Consider the following 16,332-nt stretch of genomic DNA (forward strand, 5'->3'; position numbering starts at 1 on the left):
GAGGTTAGTGTGAGTTATACCAGAGAAGATATCCTTAGAATTGCGAAAGAAGAAAATGTTCGTTTTATTCGTTTGCAGTTCACAGATTTGCTGGGCACCATTAAGAACGTTGAAATCCCTGTTAGCCAGCTGGAAAAAGCGCTAGATAACAAAATGATGTTTGACGGTTCTTCGATAGAAGGCTACGTACGCATCGAAGAATCTGACATGTACTTATATCCGGATTTGGACACCTGGGTTGTTTTCCCTTGGGTAACTTCGGATCGTGTAGCTCGTTTGATCTGCGATATTTACAAGCCAGACGGCTCTCCATTTGCAGGTGACCCGCGGGGAATCTTGAAACGTGTACTTAAAGAAGCTGAAGAACTGGGCTACACTTCGATGAATGTCGGACCAGAACCTGAATTCTTCTTGTTTAAAACCGATGAAAAAGGCGACCCGACCACAGAACTGAATGACCAAGGTGGATATTTTGACCTGGCTCCAATGGATCTGGGTGAGAACTGCCGTCGTGAAATTGTTCTTAAGCTTGAAGAAATGGGCTTCGAAATTGAAGCATCCCACCATGAGGTTGCACCTGGTCAGCATGAGATTGACTTTAAGTATGCAGATGCAGTAAAAGCTGCCGATCAGATTCAAACGTTCAAGCTCGTTGTTAAGACGATTGCTCGTCAGCATGGTTTGCATGCTACCTTTATGCCAAAACCTTTATTCGGCGTGAATGGCTCCGGTATGCACTGTAACCAATCGTTGTTCAAGGACAATGAAAATGTATTCTATGATGAGACAGATGAACTCGGATTGAGCCAGACAGCTCGCCACTATATGGCTGGTATTCTTAAACACGCACGTGCAATGGCAGCGATCACGAATCCGACAGTAAACTCCTACAAGCGTCTTGTACCAGGTTATGAAGCACCTTGTTATGTTGCTTGGTCTGCAAGCAACCGGAGTCCGATGATTCGAATCCCTGCATCTCGTGGTCTGAGCACACGCGTTGAGGTTCGAAACCCTGACCCGGCAGCGAATCCTTATTTAGCCTTGGCTGTAATGCTGAGAGCAGGTTTGGATGGTATTAAACGTCAGATGGCTCTGTCTGCCCCAATCGATCGCAACATCTACGTGATGTCCGAGGAAGAGCGGATTGAAGAAGGCATTCCAAGTCTGCCTGCAGACCTGAAAGAAGCCTTGTCTGAGCTAATTCGCAGCGAAGTAATCTCTGATGCCCTTGGTGATCATGCTCTGGCTTACTTCTATGAGCTTAAGGAAATTGAATGGGATATGTATCGCACCCAAGTACATCAGTGGGAACGTGATCAATATCTGACGCTTTACTAAAATGAAAATCCCTTGGCGCTCTAAGCGTTGAGGGATTTTTAGTTTTGTGGGTAATCCATAGAAGAGCTTCGGACACGGTTTAGGAACAAGACATCCGTACCCAAAGAAGAGCCTGCGACTGTTGCGGATGGATCATTCCAGATCAACGGAGAGAATGTGGGTAAAGCTCTGCTGTCTGATGGAAAGACTCACGTTCCGTTGCGCGTGCTGGCGAATGCTCTCGGTATCCCTTTACGCTGGGATAATGCCAAAAAGGTCGCATATTTGAACAATCGCAAATTGCAATCTGTGCAACTTGTGGAGGGTGTCGCTTATGTACAACTTCGGCCAATTACAGAATCTTATGGAGCCGAAGTTTCATGGGATTCTAAAAATAGAATTGCTGGTCTGAAAACGAAAGGAGAAAAGTAATCATGCAAACAATTATCGAAACTGTACACCCTTACGTAAATACCATTTGTCACAGCCGCTGCGGGTGTGCTTACAGCATTTATTTTAAGAGGTCTGACATAAGGTTAACGTGTGGCTAGAAGCGCGTACAACGGCAGCACAACGCGAGGTAATCCATAAAGTAGCAGGGGAGGCATTTGCACTTGCTCAAACAGCATTTAAAGAAGCTGGAGGAGAACGTAAGCTTCAGGAGGCTTTGCAGTATGCTTCACTTACTCTTTCCAGTCAAGGCATTGTAGTATCCCAAGCAGAGTTAAGATCTGCGATTGAGAAGGCATATCTGGAGTATAAAGCTAAAACGAAGTCGGTACTGGCTACTGAAGCACAGCCAAACGAGGAGGCAGCACAGGCCGCAGCTAAGGAAGCTGTATCGGGTCTTGCTGCAAAGCTTAATGATTTCTTGGCACAGGCTACGGCGGAGGTATCCAATACCGTTCCTGTTAAGGCGCAATATGAAGCTGAGGTTATTCCAACATCGATAGGAGATGTTCAAGTGCACCCATCCACTGAATAGAGCAATGAACTGTTGCATAATCTGAAATGTGAAGAGCTACTGTGCACATTATTTTTGGAGTGGATAGCAATATGGTTATCTAAGTAACTGGTGTAATTGGTGTATTTGAGGCGGTGATTTCGTATATCTTGGTCGAGGCTTGTGTGGATGGGAAGTCGGCTGGAGTTACGGGGACTGACTAGCTTGAATAATCGTAACCATTAGTAGGGTCAGTTAATTTGCTGAATCAGCTGGCAGCTTTCCTTAAGAATATAGCGCCTCCTGATCATTTACAATGAATTCAAAGAGGCGCTTTATATTTACATTTTTTATAATTAACAGTACAACTACCTATTATGTTATTGTTACTTTTTTCATTGTTGTTGACTAGCCAACTCGGGCCTGTAACAAATCCTCTCAGCAACCGTTTTTCAGTAGTATACTTTGAAACACTAAACGCTCCTTTTCGTCATCAGACAATTAAACGCGTACTAGTAAGCAACCGATCTGTCCACTACTTCTAAGCGAATGTTTTTAATGGATACCAGCGTATGTTCAGTTTCTATCTTAACGTACCGGATATGGCTCACTTCTGGGTGTTTACTCTTGAATATTGTCCAAGGAATAGTGTAAACACCATCATATCTGTCATAATGCAACGGGGTCGAATCCTCTAAGTACCAGTTTACTCCATCCTGAGAATAATACAGATAAACCCATTCAGGACTAGCTCCACGATCTTCCGTTTTTGCATTGAAAACACTCTTTATGCTATACATATTTCTTGGAACTCCAGGATTTCCTAGGTCAAAGGTGTAAGACATACCTCCATCTTTAACTTCCCAAGTTTGGCCTACATGGTAGGTATCTGCTGAAACTGTTTCAGGATAACTAGGAAGAATGGTGACTAAAGTAATCATTGCCATTAATAAAATTGAAAACCATTTATTTCTCATTAAATTTCATCCTCTCAAGTTGTTCCCGCATTAGATATCTAGTTTTTTTATCCTATTTTTAAAAGGCAAGTCTATTTATCAACCGGGTTATTATTACTCTAAACCATCGCAACTGAACAGATAAGTGTAGTGAGCCATGTCACTGTCTGAAGCGTCAAAGCAGTGTCTCGACGGTTACTGACTTTGTTACTAAATCTAATTAATTCCTTATTAGAGAGGTCACCTCCTGTAATATATTAACTATATTTGTAATTATAAAGAATGAAAGGTGAATTTCATATAGTAGAAAAGGCCCTATTTAGCATTTTATTATGTACATTTTTAGAAAGAATCGGTATTATATAGAAGCATCAGTGACACCCTTGTACCATTGAACGTGATAGAGCTGATCATAAACGCGACCTGTCCCTAAAGTGTGTACCTACCAAGAGGGGCAAGGATCGTAATGAATGGCCTATGGTGATGTGTTCCGAAGGTGCAGGCATTAAGTACATAAGTCCAAGGATAATCGTGGAGCTGGATCGTGGGTAGGTCACAGATTGGATAAATATAAAGATGGAACGAAAGTTGAATTTATCGTTAAATAGTGAAAAGCCCAGCTAATCCATTAAGGTTAGCTGGGCTTTTGCTAGACACTAAGTATGGCAACATTGAATTCATAAAACGTCTCGGAAATAACTCCAAGATGCTCCCCTGCTTGAGGTTGGTTAGTTAATGTCTGATGGGTACTGACCGGTAGTATCCCAAGCTTCGCCTTCAACTTTGTTACCGCCGGCTCGGAACTGAATTACGTATTCCCCTGAAGGCATCCCATTAGGGAATGAACTAAGACTAGTCCATGTTAATGTGTCTCCTTTGCCGACAGTTTTATATATATATTCTTTCCCGTTCCCCTGCAAGCTCCAAGTGAGATTTGATGTTCCTTCATTCCGAACTTTAATCTTTACATGTCCATAACCTTTTTTAACAGTTAAGTCCATCGTCGGACTTGTCCCACCAAGAACCTCATGTACCTCTTGACCAGTTGATTGGATAACTATACCTCCATGCCCCTTTGGTACTTCAACCCCCATAGCTGGTGTGGCGGAAGCAGCCAGCGAAGCTACTGCCATGAGAGCCAATAGACCTGTAGGAATGATTGCTGTGTTTTTAAACTTCATCAAAAACCGTCCTCTCGAATGGTATAATTTGTACCACTGACCAATCATATCACATAAAAAGGAATAAAATGTACATTTATATTAACAAAATGGTAAAGATATTAATATTCGAAAATGCATATTTCATTTGAATATTGCATTACAAATATTTCAAAACTTATTGACAACTGTTAAATTATGAACAACAATAGAATGCAATAATATATAATTCTTGGAATTTTTGCGTGAAAGGTGGCTATGGCATGAAGCATACACCTACGATTCGAGCAGAATTGGAACAATATCTAAAACAAGAAGGCATGAGCTTATCGCAATTTGGACATATTACAGGAATGAATAGGGGAATAATAAGTAGTATTGTAACTGGCAATAAATCTATGTCTGTTAACCAGCTTGCTTCTAAATCATTGCAGCTAGCTTTTTGTTAATTGTTACTGTGCCAGATCAAGCCTTTAACCACCACCATAGTATTCAGCCTAACGTTACCATTGGAGGATTTTAAAGCTAAAGCTCTGCCAACCTTATAGTTGGTAGGGCTTTCTTTAGTGTAGGAATTACCACACATACAGCAGAATGACTATCTGAGGTGGTCAGCTTGAACCATACATATAAAGTGTTAAAGTCAGATATAGAACTATTTGCAGCTACATTAAGCCAGGTAAAGGCGTACGTTGTTCAGTCGTTGGGTGAGGATTGGGTATCGGTTGTAGATTATGGAGGTACCATAAAAAAGTTTTCGCCTGAATTAATTAAGATTGCCGGAGTGTATTATATGTTGAATCAATTTCAATTTAGCGTAAATCTGAAAGGGCCTATCAGAATGTAGATTGTATTCTCTCTCCCATTAATGATAAAAGCTAAGTGAATTTCTAGAGAAGTAATGAAAAGAAGACTCAAGCAGTATTGCTAGAGTCTTTATTTTGATTGGTTTCCGTAATATGTTAATCAGATACTGCTGTGAAATTAAAGCTTTCCGGTCCCACCCGAATGGTTCCCAATGCCGATGTTTGCACAAAAACAGTGTATACGACTCCTGATATATTAGGGGCATTGAAATCAGAACCGGCAAACGAAATGAGTTGTGGTCCCAAGAGGGAAAGCTCTAAGTTTTGTGCCGCAGAAAATACAGTTACACCGGAAGGAGTTGAGCCCCGGACAACTGTTACCGTTGCCGTTGTTGCCACTGGCAGTAACGGTAATTGAAGAGCAATAACTCCAGTAAATTCAACTCTAGTTAAATTTGTCGTACCTCCAGATAGATCCAAAGTTTGCTGAGCAACCAATTGCGGCGCATTTATTACTGTTATGGGAATTGATATTGAGTTGGCATAACTAGCATTTTGTGAAGTTTTAGAATCTACAAACCTAGCTGGCATGTTAAACATCTCCTTTCATAGATAAGATATGTACTACTTAATGAGTTGGACTAGATACACATCATGTATCAGAAAAATTGGCAATTGCCTATAACATACTTTATGCTGATGTAACTAAAGTGAAAGTGAGGTTTATTGTAAAATATTTTCTGAGATGTATAATTCTTAATCAAAGTTCATAAAAACAATTTGCTAGAAATGAAATAAATAAGTAGGGATAAGTATAGACTGCACTCAAAATAGAATAAACGGCAGGACGAGAAAATAAAATTCAAAACTGTCAATGTTCTATTGAACTATTGTTTCCCGTTAGCGTAATAAATGTTATCTTCCCCCCGCCATATTATTAATGAATTTTGGATAAAATACCTGAATGTAGTACACAGTACTCATATCACATTCAAAAAAACTACCTGATGGACCCAGGTTCCTAATCAGGCCCTTCGACACAAGTTATATATTTAAACTAAATAGTCATAGTTCCTTGTTTCATAATTACCTCGTGAATTATTACTTGTTAGCCGCAAGAGTAAGCGATGTTGAGATGATTAGTACGATTCCAAACAAATATGCTTATATCTTCATTATTTTTCTACCGCTAATGGTATTGCTTCTCACTTATATTTCTGAACAAAGGAGGAGATGATCTGAGAAAACAAGTTATGTTATTCGGAGTGTTAACTTTGTTCGTGTTTACAACGGCTTGCTGGGACCAAGACAGTTTAAAGGATGCAAGACTGGTTAATGCTACAGCAATTGATATAACCACAAAAGGTGAAATCAGGCAAACTCTTGAAATCGTTAATGATTATGAAAATCGCAGTGTTAATGAAATCCATTCAGGCATGGGTAGATCTATTCGTCAAAGCTCTGATCGAATTCGGGATAGAGTGACCGGAAATATTCGTTTTTTTAAGTATGGATTAGTTTTATTTAGTAACAAACTTGCTCAAAATGATATATATCCATATCTGGATGTCTTATATCGAAACCCAGATAATCCGACCTCGCATGTGAAAATAGCCATTGTTGATGGGGAGGCCGGAGATCTGTTATATCAAAGAAAAGTCGGCAGTATTCAGATTGGTGAATTCATAACGGAGAAAATAAAGAGTCTTGAGGAACTGTGTGTTTTTCCAGAAATGGCTTTGGAATCACTGCTTTCCCCCATGCTTGATCCAGGGCAAGATTTCACTCTCCCTTATCTTGTTAAAGATGGGGAAGAGATTTCTGCCCGAGGGATCGCACTATTTCACGAACAAAGGTTTACTGGGAGTCTGGATGCTGAACAAGGGCCGCTATACGTAATATTGAGTGGGAAATGGGGTAAGACGGCGCGCTTTGTCAAAAAGGTAAATGATGGGCCTCTCAATGATCCGAGAAATTATGTCACATACGAAGTGAATACAGATAAAATAAAAAGAAAACTTTCTGTGAGAGTCAGCGATGACAGTCAGATTGATGTCAACCTCAATGTCGTACTTCCTGTAACTATTGTTGAATATGCAATGAATCAACTCCAGGAAAAAGATACCATTGAGCAGCTAAACCGTAAACTATCTGAAGCTATGACTGTAGATGCTGAGAAAATTATCAGAACACTTCAGCAAAGTGGATGTGACTCACTTGGTATTGGTAGACATCTAATTGCTCATCACTCAGAGTTATGGAAAAAGCTAAACTGGAATACAGAATATTCTCAGGTTCATTTTCATCCAGAGGTTACAGTCAAAGTGATCGGTAGTGGAGTTTTGAATTAACAGCTTGGTTAACTACTTTCAAGAAATTAATTACTGTACTCTGCATTAAGAATGTTCATTAATGTCACCAATACTGACAACCTAGGCAGCCATCGAGCCCCAAGCAAATTGATAATGTATCTCTACCACATTAGGAATACTCCAAACCCCTTCTAACAATTTTCCTCTTCTGGCATTAGCCTATTCTGCCCGTTAGCTTAATGAGCTAGAGTGACTTATTAAATATATATCTAATCGGCAATCGGTATAAGTTCTTTTCCCTCGACAACTCGACTATTGATCAGAACAAATTCTACCTCTTCAATATGGTACGTTTGACTGTGTAAGAAGAACTTGTCCATTTGGTAGACCTTTTCCACCGTAAATAGTCCTGTATAAGTGCCTGAAGGAACAAGTGGCATACTTCTTCTTTAGATTTTAAATCAACATCATTTTTCAAGGCAATTGAAACGATAATAATAAGTAAAATAGCGAGCAGTTAAAAAAATGTTAATATCCAGAACTCGTGTTGTTTATAGCGATAATAGTAAGGATACTATTAATTAACGAGTAAATGTGAAAAACGTTGGTTCCCAGGTGAAAATAGAGGGTGTCAGCTCAATACAATTACTTTTAAACAAATAAAAGATATATGATTTTGATTTTGAATAGACAAATATCACACTTAAGAATTATATTGAAGGAACTTCGCAATTTCCCTTAGAAAGTTTAAAGGGCTTTTACTCCTATTTGAGAAAGATCTTTATGAGTTAAGCTGGGAAGAACTTGACTCCAGTACACTATATAAGCTGAATTTTTATGGTTCCCAACAAGACTTCTACCTTTTGCTGCTAAAGAGGCAATAAGACAGTTCGGTGGGATCAGGCTCCGTTTCATTAAACTTAAAATTAAGACTGGCTAGATAAGTGGCGAGTCTTATTTTGTCGTTAAAAGAATACTACATCAAGACTAAATGAGATGAGTGAACACACTGCATTTGGCGAAGCTATTCCTGAAAAAAGGTGTTTATGAATCAAATACATGTTTGGTGGCGATATCAGAGGGGTTCTACACGTATCCATCCCGAACATGACCGTTATACCCTCCAGCGCCGATGGAATTTGGATTGAAGGGTCCTAGGAGAGTAGGACGCCGCCAAGCACGATTAAAGAGAGCATATATTTAACGGATTATGCTCTCTTTAATCATTTTCGGAATCGAGTAGTGTTGAAAATGAAGTTTCAATTAGAGGATGAACAAAATGATTACATGTGTCAGCGTTAAAATATCAAATGTTAAGAGAGTAAAGAAAGAATTTTAAAAATAAAATTAATTAAATATTGAACTTAATCAGGAAAACAGGAAGGAGTCACTGAAGGGCCATCCAACTAAAAAAAGGATATGACCGCGATGAGTGGCCAATGGCAATGTGCGCCGAAGATGATGCAGGCGCTGAGCTTCGATACATAACCCCTAGTGATAACCGTGGAGCAGGATCATGGGTAAGTCACCAGTTAGATAAATATGCTGATGGCACAAAGGTGAGATTTATTATTAATTAGTAAAAGGCTCTGCTGACCTTAATTGGTCGGTAGAGCTTTAACTATTCACGCCTCTTATAGTGTATCAAGGTATTCTTTCTGGAATTTGATAAAATCTTGCACACTATCGTGATAGGTAAATCTACCGCCATTTTTATCAATAATCCAGTTGATCTTCTCGTCATTTATCAAGACTCCATACATGCAATGATGAAGCAGTTCAATTTGCGTTTCATCCCTAATTCTGATCAAGTGTTTTTCTTGTTCGTCAATGAGATACCATTTTGTTTCTGTTTCGTCTACATACAGTATTGATACCGACAAGGGGAATGGCCAGTTAAACCAATGTTCTCGCTTTTCTTCTCCATAACCTTCAAATGCCATGGTTATTTCCTCCTACTTGGATAATTTCCTGATTAGTCTGAATGTATCTAACGTGCTGAGATTGTACGCTTTATTGAAAGCTGTTTTTTGGATCTCGCAGCTATTCTCAGCCTTTGGCATCTTGGCACCAATACGGTGAATGACCTGCCGTTTGAGGCTGGTACGAACTGCGAGCTAAAGACGGATACGCTCTATATTGTAATCATGGAGGGCTGGGATGGTGACCAAAAGATCATTACATTTCTTTGTCTGAAAAAGCAGCCGATTATCATACCAGTACACAAGGAAGCATACTCAAAATCATTAAAACAGGGTAAGCTTTCCCTAGAGTTTGATCTTTCAGAACGAGTAAGTATGGTCGTCTACTTGGATATGTATGGGTTGGAGATAAGATGTTGAATGAAATGTTAATTGAGAAGGGTATGCTCAGGCGCTGTAGGAAACAGGCTATTACTTGTGATTGTAATACCCTGAATACTTTATAGTTATGAAGAGAAGAAACAAAATGATGTAGTCGTACATAAACCGCACCCAAGTACATCAATGGGAACGTGAACAATATCTGAAACTTTACTAAAATGGCGCTCATAGCTTTGAGGGATTTTTTTGTTTGAGGGGAATGGCTAATAACAGATAGTCAAGCTTACAGGAAGATAACTAAAAGTCCACATGCTAAGAAGAAGAAACCAAAGAGTATAGATACAGAGCCCCTAAATTTCACGTCATCAATGTAAGCGTCGCTTGGTTCTGAGTCACCCTTGATCTTCCAGGCTTCGTTGGCACGCCATCCCCAAGTGGGATGGCGTTTGCTTAAAATACCAAGCGAGAAAAAAGTAATGGCAATAAGAATAAGCATGAATCCCATTTGATCAGCTCCTTTAAGAAAATTATACCAAGAATCAACAGATAGAAGGCAGTAATAGAACAAGGATGCAGAGATAGCGAGGCTAAAAGCTCTCCTTAGGATGAAGAGGAGAATAGTTTCTTCAGCCCTGAAGAACAACAGAAGATAAGTTATTCTGTGGAGCGTGATCGCTGATGATAAGAGCCTATACCTCTATATTATACACTGTATCGTTATATGTGGATGTAGTCAGTATAGATAGGTACGCGCTTTTAGAACGGGAAGATCCAAGCGAGGTAGGATGAAGTTTGGCAGATAATAATGATGGAAAAAGTAAGCACCTATGGAAAAAAGGTGCTTACTTTAAAATTATTTTTATTATTAAGGTAGGTTTTTATAAATTAAACCTTGATATAATGGATACACACTATCCTTTCCCTTTTTAACCCATTTATACAATAAAATCTCTCCTGAATAGTCTCCTTGCCTGTAAAATATTGAGGTTGGAACTATCCATTTCATAGACTCTTTGACCGTTGCGCCTTTGATGCCCCGCACCATTTTTGCGCTAGCAGTGGAAGTGTGTGATTTCTCTGAAGAAATATTTGCTGAAGTTTGGGCTTGTTGTGCAAAACCTAAAGACGGTACAGACAGTGCCCCAAGAAGAATTGTGCCAGCAGCCAAAGCAATAATAGATTTTTTCAAAAGTAAAGCCTCCTTAGTTTGTTTATCTTCGTATGCAAACTATGGTGTAAGGTTATTATAGTGTTTTGATTTACACTTATCTACCAAAAATAACGATTTCACCAAATTATCACATTATATAAAGGAATGATAAACAATGAATGACGATCAAATGTGTAGAGATAATAGTCTTGGCGATGCTTCATTAACCTAGCGGGCAGGTTAGCTTAACTCTGAAAATAAGAATAGGAACAGGTGTTCTTTACATATATTTTATATAAGTATATAATCAAAACGAAACGAAAACGAAGATCTAGTGGGCATGATAAAGCATGTGGATGTTTGTTTAGTCCTAGCACGTTATAAATAACTCAGTTGGAGGAGTCTGTATGCCATATTGTAAAGTCAAGAATGCCAATATATATTACGAGGAAATGGGTAAAGGCAAACCGATTATAATGATCCATGGTTTTACACCAGACCATCGATTAATGAGTGGGTGTATGGAACCGATATTTAAAGATATCCCCGGTTGGCATCGTATCTATCTTGACCTGCCTGGAATGGGACAAACAAAGGATTACGATCAAATATGTAATTCAGATGATATGCTGGAAGCAGTAATAAATTTTATTGAAACTCTTGTCCCAAACCAAGATTATCTCATAGCAGGCGAATCATATGGTGGATATATTACAAGAGGAATTATTAATAGACACAAAGATCGTATTGGTGGAGCTGCACTGATTTGTCCATTAATTATTCCTGAACACAAAAGAAGAATACTTCCCGAGCATTTTGTTGTTCATTATGATCGCGATTTTATGGACACCTTAAGTGAAGAGCAAAGAAGTGATTTTAGCGCAAATCAAGTCGTTCTCAATGAATATAATTGGAAAAGGTATTCAGAAGAGATAGTGGCGGGTTGTAAAATCGCTGACTACGATTTTCTTAGCAAGATTCAAAGAAACTATGGATTTTCCACAAATATAGATGAATTAGTGTTCGATAAACCAACAGTATTTACTCTTGGGCGGCAAGATGCAGTTGTTGGTTACATAGATGCTTTTAGAATTTTAAACAATTATCCTAGAGCAACCTTTGCTATTTTAGATCGAGCAGGTCATAATCTTCAGATTGAGCAGGCTCTATTGTTTGAGGCACTTATGCGTGAGTGGCTTGAAAGAGTAACGGAGTTCGGATTTTAATTGTATATTAATCCATTAAACTAACGGGACACGCTAAAAATCTAAAGGCAGAGCCAGACGCAAATGGCACAAAACAGAAGACTGGCGTAATACAGGTTCGAATCCTGTTCACAGCAAAAAGGATATCTGTACAGAGAGGGTAATGGGTAACCGTTACTCTTTTTATTTTGAAAAGGAGATTATGCGATGGTTCGATTCTGCTATGCGTCTTAATAGATGTTTATGATTACTAGAAACGAGCTGCCCTTTCGAGAGTTTATCTGATATAAAAAAGTCATTCATCTAATTACGAGAGATCATTTTGATACGGTTTCTTCTTTCAACTCCACTCTTGACGAATGAGTTGAAATTGCAAAGAAAATTCAAGAGTGATCTGATAAAGGATGCATCAAAACACAAGCGCAAAGATTGTGTTTTTTTTGTTTTTTATCAGGTGGGAGAGAGGATGAACAAAATCAAGCAAGTGGGCAAAAGCCAGCATTAAAGAGAGTTCTGCCCACCTAATACGAATAACGAAATTTTCTTAGCTATTTCTTCTTTATTTAATTTTACTTTTCCGGAAGCCCATAAAAAACCGGCTTCATGGATTACGTTCGCATAAATAGATACAAATAAATCTTTTTCCATATCTGTACATAAGCTTTCTACGCTCTTAAGCAAATACAAATTCAACTCGCTCAATATTTTTTCTTTTAATTGGGGTATTACTAAACTTATATTACTTTGGCGACATTGTAATCTCGGTTGCTGGTAAAAGTCACACACAGCTAAAACAAGTTGGATTATACTTTCTTGGTCCAATTTTATTGATCCTCTTGTGCGTGTAGCAATCGCATTTGAAGCGGAATTTCCCATAATGTAATCCAATAAATCGTACTTATCGTTAAAATGTGCATAAAAGGTAGCTCTATTTACTTGCGCTTTCTCTGTTAAATCTGCCACTGTTATTTTTTCGAAATCTTTCTTATTTGCTAAACTAAAAAAAGCGTTAACTAAAGATTCCTTAGTATAAGTTGTTCGTAAATTTCTTACTTTTGTCCCCAATTGCTTCACTCCTAACCCAATAATTCTTTAATATTGTTGCTATAGCAACATTGGTAGCTATATTGTTGGTTGTTCGTTTTGTGTATTGAATTTAAGATATTAAAACAACACGTGTTGATATATGTATACCACAAAAAAAGGAGTTTGTATAAAATGAAGACTATTGCAATTATTGGTGCAGGACCTGGATTAGGATTGTCCCTTGCAAAAAAGTTCGGGGAAAAGGGATTTAGCGTTGCTGTCATTTCACGTAACCCTAAGAAATTGGCCATTATCGTGAGTGAACTAAACAAGCTAAAAATTGAAGCTAAATCTTATGTAGCGGATGTCAGGGATTTGACTGCTCTAAAACAAGCCTTAGATGCTGCTAAACAAGATTTTGGTCATATTGATGTTTTGGAATTCAGCCCCTATGCAGGACCAACGCATTTCAAGCATGTATTAGAAACAACACCAGACGATGTGTTAGAACAGGTAAAAGGTTACTTACTCCCCGCTGTTTTTTCTGTGAATGAAGTATTACCTGGTATGATAAATAATGCTTCGGGTGCAATTCTATTGACCACAGGAATATCCGCTATGGTTTCCTACCCGTCTGTTGGAAATGTTGGCATGGTAATGACTGGTGTTCGTAATTATGCTACAAATTTGCATTCTGAGTTGAAAGAAAAAGGCATATATGTCGGTCATCTTTCAATCGGCACTGTCATACAAGCAGGTACAGCTGGAGATCCAGATCTTATTGCTGAGGCTTGGTACAACTTGTATGAGAAAAAGGATTGCTTTGAAGATACGTTCCCACAAGAGATGAACCCGACCAAACCGTTAAACTAACTGCCTTCAATAAAAACATCGGCAGCCATGGACGAAAAAATAAAATCCTAGACTGCCGATGTTTGGTTAAACTATTATGTGCTTTTAGTTCAATCTCTTCCCTTTTCACAAAAGCTGTTGTGCCAAGCTTTCTACCATTGAAATATTATGACTTACTTCAAGTCATTTTATAAAATTCTAATCCCTACCGAGTTCAATCGTTTTCGTGGCGACATGGTCATGAAATTCCCGGTCATGCTCTACAAATACAATGGTCGGCGTATACTCAAGCAGCAGCTCCTCAATTTGCATCCGGGAAATGACATCGACAAAGTTAAGCGGTTCGTCCCAAATATGCAGATGAGCCTCCTCACATAGGCTTCTCGCGATCAGCACCTTCTTCTTTTGCCCGCCGCTAAACGCTGATATATCCTTCTCAAACTGAATGCGGGCAAAATCGAGCTTACGCAACACGGCCTTAAATAAGCTTTCGTCAATTCTGTGCTCTGCTGCATAATCGGAAAGCGTTCCGCGCAGATGAGAAGTATTCTGGGATACATAGGAAACGCGAAGCTGCGGATCCCTTTGAAACGTACCTGTATAATGCAGCGCCTCAGCGTTAAGCAGATGGAGCAAGCTAGATTTACCTGAACCATTCGGACCTGAAATGGCAATCCGATCTCCTGGTTCAATCGTCAGACTAATGTTCTTGCAAACTGCTCTTTCCCCGTAGTAAATCGTGACGTGATCCAGTATCGCCAGTTCTGATTTGGGATACACGAGCTGAGAGAACGCAAGGCTTTCTGACTGTTCGATATTTCGGAGCAATTTCGATTTTTCCTCTAAAGCGGCGTGTTGCCGCTGTTCGATGGATTTCGAGCGCTTCATCATTTTGGCTGCCTTATGCCCGACATACCCCTTGTCAAGTTTAGAACCTGAATTTCGTGTGCCGTTTTTCGATTTTTCGGTCTCGAAAGACCAGCTACTTGTACGTTTAGCAGAAGCTGATAAACGCTGTATGTCTTTGTAGAGCTTTTCGTTCTGTGCCATTTCGAATGTATCCTGGCGAGTTTTGTTCGTCCACCAACTGGAGAAGTTGCCTTTTTGGATTTCGATATTCGTTTTGTTGATCGATAGAATATGGTCCACACAGCGGTCGAGAAAAGCCCGATCGTGTGAAACAAGAATAAAACCGCGCTTTGTATTCAGATAATCGGCGACAAGCTTACGTGCATGCAAGTCGAGATGATTGGTCGGCTCGTCAATAAGCAGAAATCGATTGTCTTGAATGAAGAGCACAGCCAGCAATACCTTCGTCTGTTCTCCTTGGGACAGCGATTCGAATGGCCGATACAACACGTCTTCTGAAACCTTAAGCAGGTTCAATTCACGCATCAGTTTCCAACTCTCATAGCTTGGCACGATCTCTTCGACGACATCTAAGGTCAAATACTCCGGATGTTCGACCGGAAACGGAAAATAATCAAAAGCGACTGGGGTGGAGATTGTACCGCTATATTCGTACTTCCCCTGCAGCAGGTTTAAAAACGTCGTTTTACCCCGACCGTTTCGTCCTGTAAAGCCCAACTTCCAGTCTGTATCAATTTGAAAATGAACATTTTCGAATATAGGGTCATAGCTGCCTGGATAGGCAAAAGTGAGATTGGTTACCTGAATGGCGGGCATGGTAATCATCCTTTCGTTTGGAAATAAAAAAAAGAGTCGCAAGAAAGATGCTTTCTTGCGACTCTAATCCATACGAGGAAATAAGACCCCATTCTAAGGGGCCGTATGACTGTCCGGAGAGGGAGCGCAAACGAAACGCAGAGCTTTCTTGCAGAGGCGAAATAAAACGATCCTAGCCAATCGCTGAGTTCGTTCTTTTCGTGATCTCAAAGCAAGAAAGTCCTACATGTATCCGTTCAACTCCTGTCATCAAATTACATCCAGTTTATCACAATAGTAATTTAACTACAACCTATGTAGTTCCGTTTAGGCTGATGCCTCGCGCAGGTCGAATGCTCCTCAGGATGATAGCTCAGGAAAAGTTTCCTGAACGGAGAGATGGGGAAGCAAATTGGATAAGGGATGTTTTTCGTTACCTAGAAGTCCATTCCCTAATCAATGTCTCACATAACCTGTGGAATAAACAAGGGAGGCGTTATGTGTGAGGGGAGCTGAAAGAGGTGGCGGAAAGACTGACTGGAAAGATTGGACGTCGATTACTGTGATCCTGGCACTATTTATTTTGTTAGTAGTTATCTTGACATTAACCCTTTTATAAAAGTTTTTAGGCTCTGCC

17 protein-coding genes, 1 rRNA gene and 4 pseudogenes are annotated in these 16,332 nt (G+C 39.5%); 13 read left to right on the forward strand and 9 right to left on the reverse strand.

All coding sequences use genetic code 11. The features are described from left to right. The first annotated feature begins 9 nt into the window (after window positions 1–9). The 3 genes from glnA to ABEW32_RS17375 all read left to right on the forward strand — a co-directional run bounded on the left by glnA (window position 10) and on the right by ABEW32_RS17375 (window position 2,302). Window positions 10–1,338, forward strand: a complete 1,329-nt coding sequence (gene glnA, locus ABEW32_RS17365; protein ID WP_430189778.1) for a type I glutamate--ammonia ligase — start codon at window positions 10–12, stop codon at window positions 1,336–1,338. Between the two features lie 141 nt (window positions 1,339–1,479). Next, a complete protein-coding gene (locus ABEW32_RS17370; RefSeq protein ID WP_430190429.1) occupies window positions 1,480–1,749 on the forward strand; it encodes a copper amine oxidase N-terminal domain-containing protein in 270 nt (89 codons plus the stop codon). A gap of 109 nt (window positions 1,750–1,858) precedes the next feature. Continuing rightward, entirely contained in the window at window positions 1,859–2,302 is a 444-nt protein-coding gene (locus ABEW32_RS17375) for a phage holin, LLH family (RefSeq protein ID WP_430189781.1), read from the forward strand. A gap of 470 nt (window positions 2,303–2,772) precedes the next feature. On the opposite strand, the gene ABEW32_RS17380 is transcribed toward ABEW32_RS17375, so the two are convergent. Further along, window positions 2,773–3,237 carry a hypothetical protein gene (locus ABEW32_RS17380; RefSeq protein ID WP_430189784.1) on the reverse strand — a complete coding sequence of 155 codons (465 nt, stop codon included), beginning with the start codon at window positions 3,235–3,237 and terminating at the stop codon, window positions 2,773–2,775. Between the two features lie 363 nt (window positions 3,238–3,600). On the opposite strand from ABEW32_RS17380, the pseudogene ABEW32_RS17385 reads away from it, so the two are divergent. After that, window positions 3,601–3,824 (forward strand): annotated as a pseudogene (locus ABEW32_RS17385) (NucA/NucB deoxyribonuclease domain-containing protein); the annotation flags it as partial. 120 nt (window positions 3,825–3,944) lie between these two features. Here the strand turns inward: ABEW32_RS17385 and ABEW32_RS17390 are convergent. Further along, window positions 3,945–4,397, reverse strand: a complete 453-nt coding sequence (locus ABEW32_RS17390) for a hypothetical protein (protein WP_430189787.1) — start codon at window positions 4,395–4,397, stop codon at window positions 3,945–3,947. 242 nt (window positions 4,398–4,639) lie between these two features. Here ABEW32_RS17390 and ABEW32_RS17395 point away from each other — a divergent pair. Both ABEW32_RS17395 and ABEW32_RS17400 read left to right on the forward strand, forming a co-directional pair. Then, window positions 4,640–4,792 (forward strand): annotated as a pseudogene (locus ABEW32_RS17395) (helix-turn-helix domain-containing protein); the annotation flags it as partial. A gap of 200 nt (window positions 4,793–4,992) precedes the next feature. Continuing rightward, complete coding sequence (locus tag ABEW32_RS17400; RefSeq protein WP_430189789.1) at window positions 4,993–5,223, forward strand: hypothetical protein; 231 nt, start codon at window positions 4,993–4,995, stop codon at window positions 5,221–5,223. Between the two features lie 115 nt (window positions 5,224–5,338). On the opposite strand, the gene ABEW32_RS17405 is transcribed toward ABEW32_RS17400, so the two are convergent. Beyond that, window positions 5,339–5,773, reverse strand: coding sequence for a hypothetical protein (locus ABEW32_RS17405; protein ID WP_430189792.1), 435 nt, complete (start codon window positions 5,771–5,773; stop codon window positions 5,339–5,341). Between the two features lie 662 nt (window positions 5,774–6,435). Here ABEW32_RS17405 and ABEW32_RS17410 point away from each other — a divergent pair. Beyond that, window positions 6,436–7,533 carry a Ger(x)C family spore germination protein gene (locus ABEW32_RS17410; RefSeq protein WP_430189795.1) on the forward strand — a complete coding sequence of 366 codons (1,098 nt, stop codon included), beginning with the start codon at window positions 6,436–6,438 and terminating at the stop codon, window positions 7,531–7,533. A gap of 230 nt (window positions 7,534–7,763) precedes the next feature. Here the strand turns inward: ABEW32_RS17410 and ABEW32_RS17415 are convergent, their stop codons facing one another. Continuing rightward, the gene (locus ABEW32_RS17415; protein ID WP_430189798.1) at window positions 7,764–7,934 is read right to left on the reverse strand and encodes a hypothetical protein; all 171 of its coding nucleotides are present in this window, start codon (window positions 7,932–7,934) and stop codon (window positions 7,764–7,766) included. Between the two features lie 622 nt (window positions 7,935–8,556). On the opposite strand from ABEW32_RS17415, the gene rrf reads away from it, so the two are divergent. Together rrf and ABEW32_RS17425 are read left to right on the forward strand one after the other, a co-directional pair. Next, window positions 8,557–8,673, forward strand: a 5S ribosomal RNA gene (gene rrf, locus ABEW32_RS17420). A 190-nt stretch (window positions 8,674–8,863) separates the two neighbouring features. After that, window positions 8,864–9,074, forward strand: a pseudogene (locus ABEW32_RS17425) (NucA/NucB deoxyribonuclease domain-containing protein); the annotation flags it as partial. A 54-nt stretch (window positions 9,075–9,128) separates the two neighbouring features. Here the strand turns inward: ABEW32_RS17425 and ABEW32_RS17430 are convergent. Continuing rightward, on the reverse strand, window positions 9,129–9,437 hold the full coding sequence (locus tag ABEW32_RS17430) for a hypothetical protein (RefSeq protein ID WP_430189801.1): 309 nt from the start codon (window positions 9,435–9,437) through the stop codon (window positions 9,129–9,131). 87 nt (window positions 9,438–9,524) lie between these two features. Between ABEW32_RS17430 and ABEW32_RS17435 the strand changes: the two genes are divergently transcribed. Both ABEW32_RS17435 and ABEW32_RS17440 read left to right on the forward strand, forming a co-directional pair. After that, window positions 9,525–9,836, forward strand: a complete 312-nt coding sequence (locus tag ABEW32_RS17435; protein ID WP_430189804.1) for a hypothetical protein — start codon at window positions 9,525–9,527, stop codon at window positions 9,834–9,836. After that, a pseudogene (locus ABEW32_RS17440) lies at window positions 9,824–9,922 on the forward strand (hypothetical protein); the annotation flags it as partial. The gene ABEW32_RS17435 and the pseudogene ABEW32_RS17440, both read left to right, overlap by 13 nt. 158 nt (window positions 9,923–10,080) lie before the next feature. On the opposite strand, the gene ABEW32_RS17445 reads toward ABEW32_RS17440, so the two are convergent. After that, the gene (locus tag ABEW32_RS17445) at window positions 10,081–10,302 is read right to left on the reverse strand and encodes a DUF6199 family natural product biosynthesis protein (RefSeq protein WP_430189807.1); all 222 of its coding nucleotides are present in this window, start codon (window positions 10,300–10,302) and stop codon (window positions 10,081–10,083) included. A gap of 360 nt (window positions 10,303–10,662) precedes the next feature. Further along, window positions 10,663–10,986: a hypothetical protein gene (locus ABEW32_RS17450; RefSeq protein WP_430189810.1), complete on the reverse strand. Its 324-nt coding sequence runs from the start codon at window positions 10,984–10,986 to the stop codon at window positions 10,663–10,665. A gap of 368 nt (window positions 10,987–11,354) precedes the next feature. Between ABEW32_RS17450 and ABEW32_RS17455 the strand changes: the two genes are divergently transcribed. Beyond that, a complete protein-coding gene (locus ABEW32_RS17455) occupies window positions 11,355–12,173 on the forward strand; it encodes an alpha/beta fold hydrolase (protein ID WP_430189813.1) in 819 nt (272 codons plus the stop codon). 480 nt (window positions 12,174–12,653) lie between these two features. Here ABEW32_RS17455 and ABEW32_RS17460 read toward each other — a convergent pair whose 3' ends face one another. Next, window positions 12,654–13,226: a TetR/AcrR family transcriptional regulator gene (locus tag ABEW32_RS17460; RefSeq protein WP_430189816.1), complete on the reverse strand. Its 573-nt coding sequence runs from the start codon at window positions 13,224–13,226 to the stop codon at window positions 12,654–12,656. Window positions 13,227–13,370: 144 nt separating this feature from the next. On the opposite strand from ABEW32_RS17460, the gene ABEW32_RS17465 reads away from it, so the two are divergent. Next, on the forward strand, window positions 13,371–14,051 hold the full coding sequence (locus tag ABEW32_RS17465; RefSeq protein WP_430189819.1) for an SDR family NAD(P)-dependent oxidoreductase: 681 nt from the start codon (window positions 13,371–13,373) through the stop codon (window positions 14,049–14,051). Between the two features lie 177 nt (window positions 14,052–14,228). On the opposite strand, the gene abc-f is transcribed toward ABEW32_RS17465, so the two are convergent. Next, on the reverse strand, window positions 14,229–15,716 hold the full coding sequence (gene abc-f / locus ABEW32_RS17470) for a ribosomal protection-like ABC-F family protein (protein ID WP_430189822.1): 1,488 nt from the start codon (window positions 15,714–15,716) through the stop codon (window positions 14,229–14,231). Window positions 15,717–16,332: the final 616 nt, after the last annotated feature.

This window comes from Paenibacillus jamilae, from assembly GCF_050482105.1.
Classification (GTDB): Bacteria; Bacillota; Bacilli; order Paenibacillales; family Paenibacillaceae; genus Paenibacillus; species Paenibacillus jamilae_B.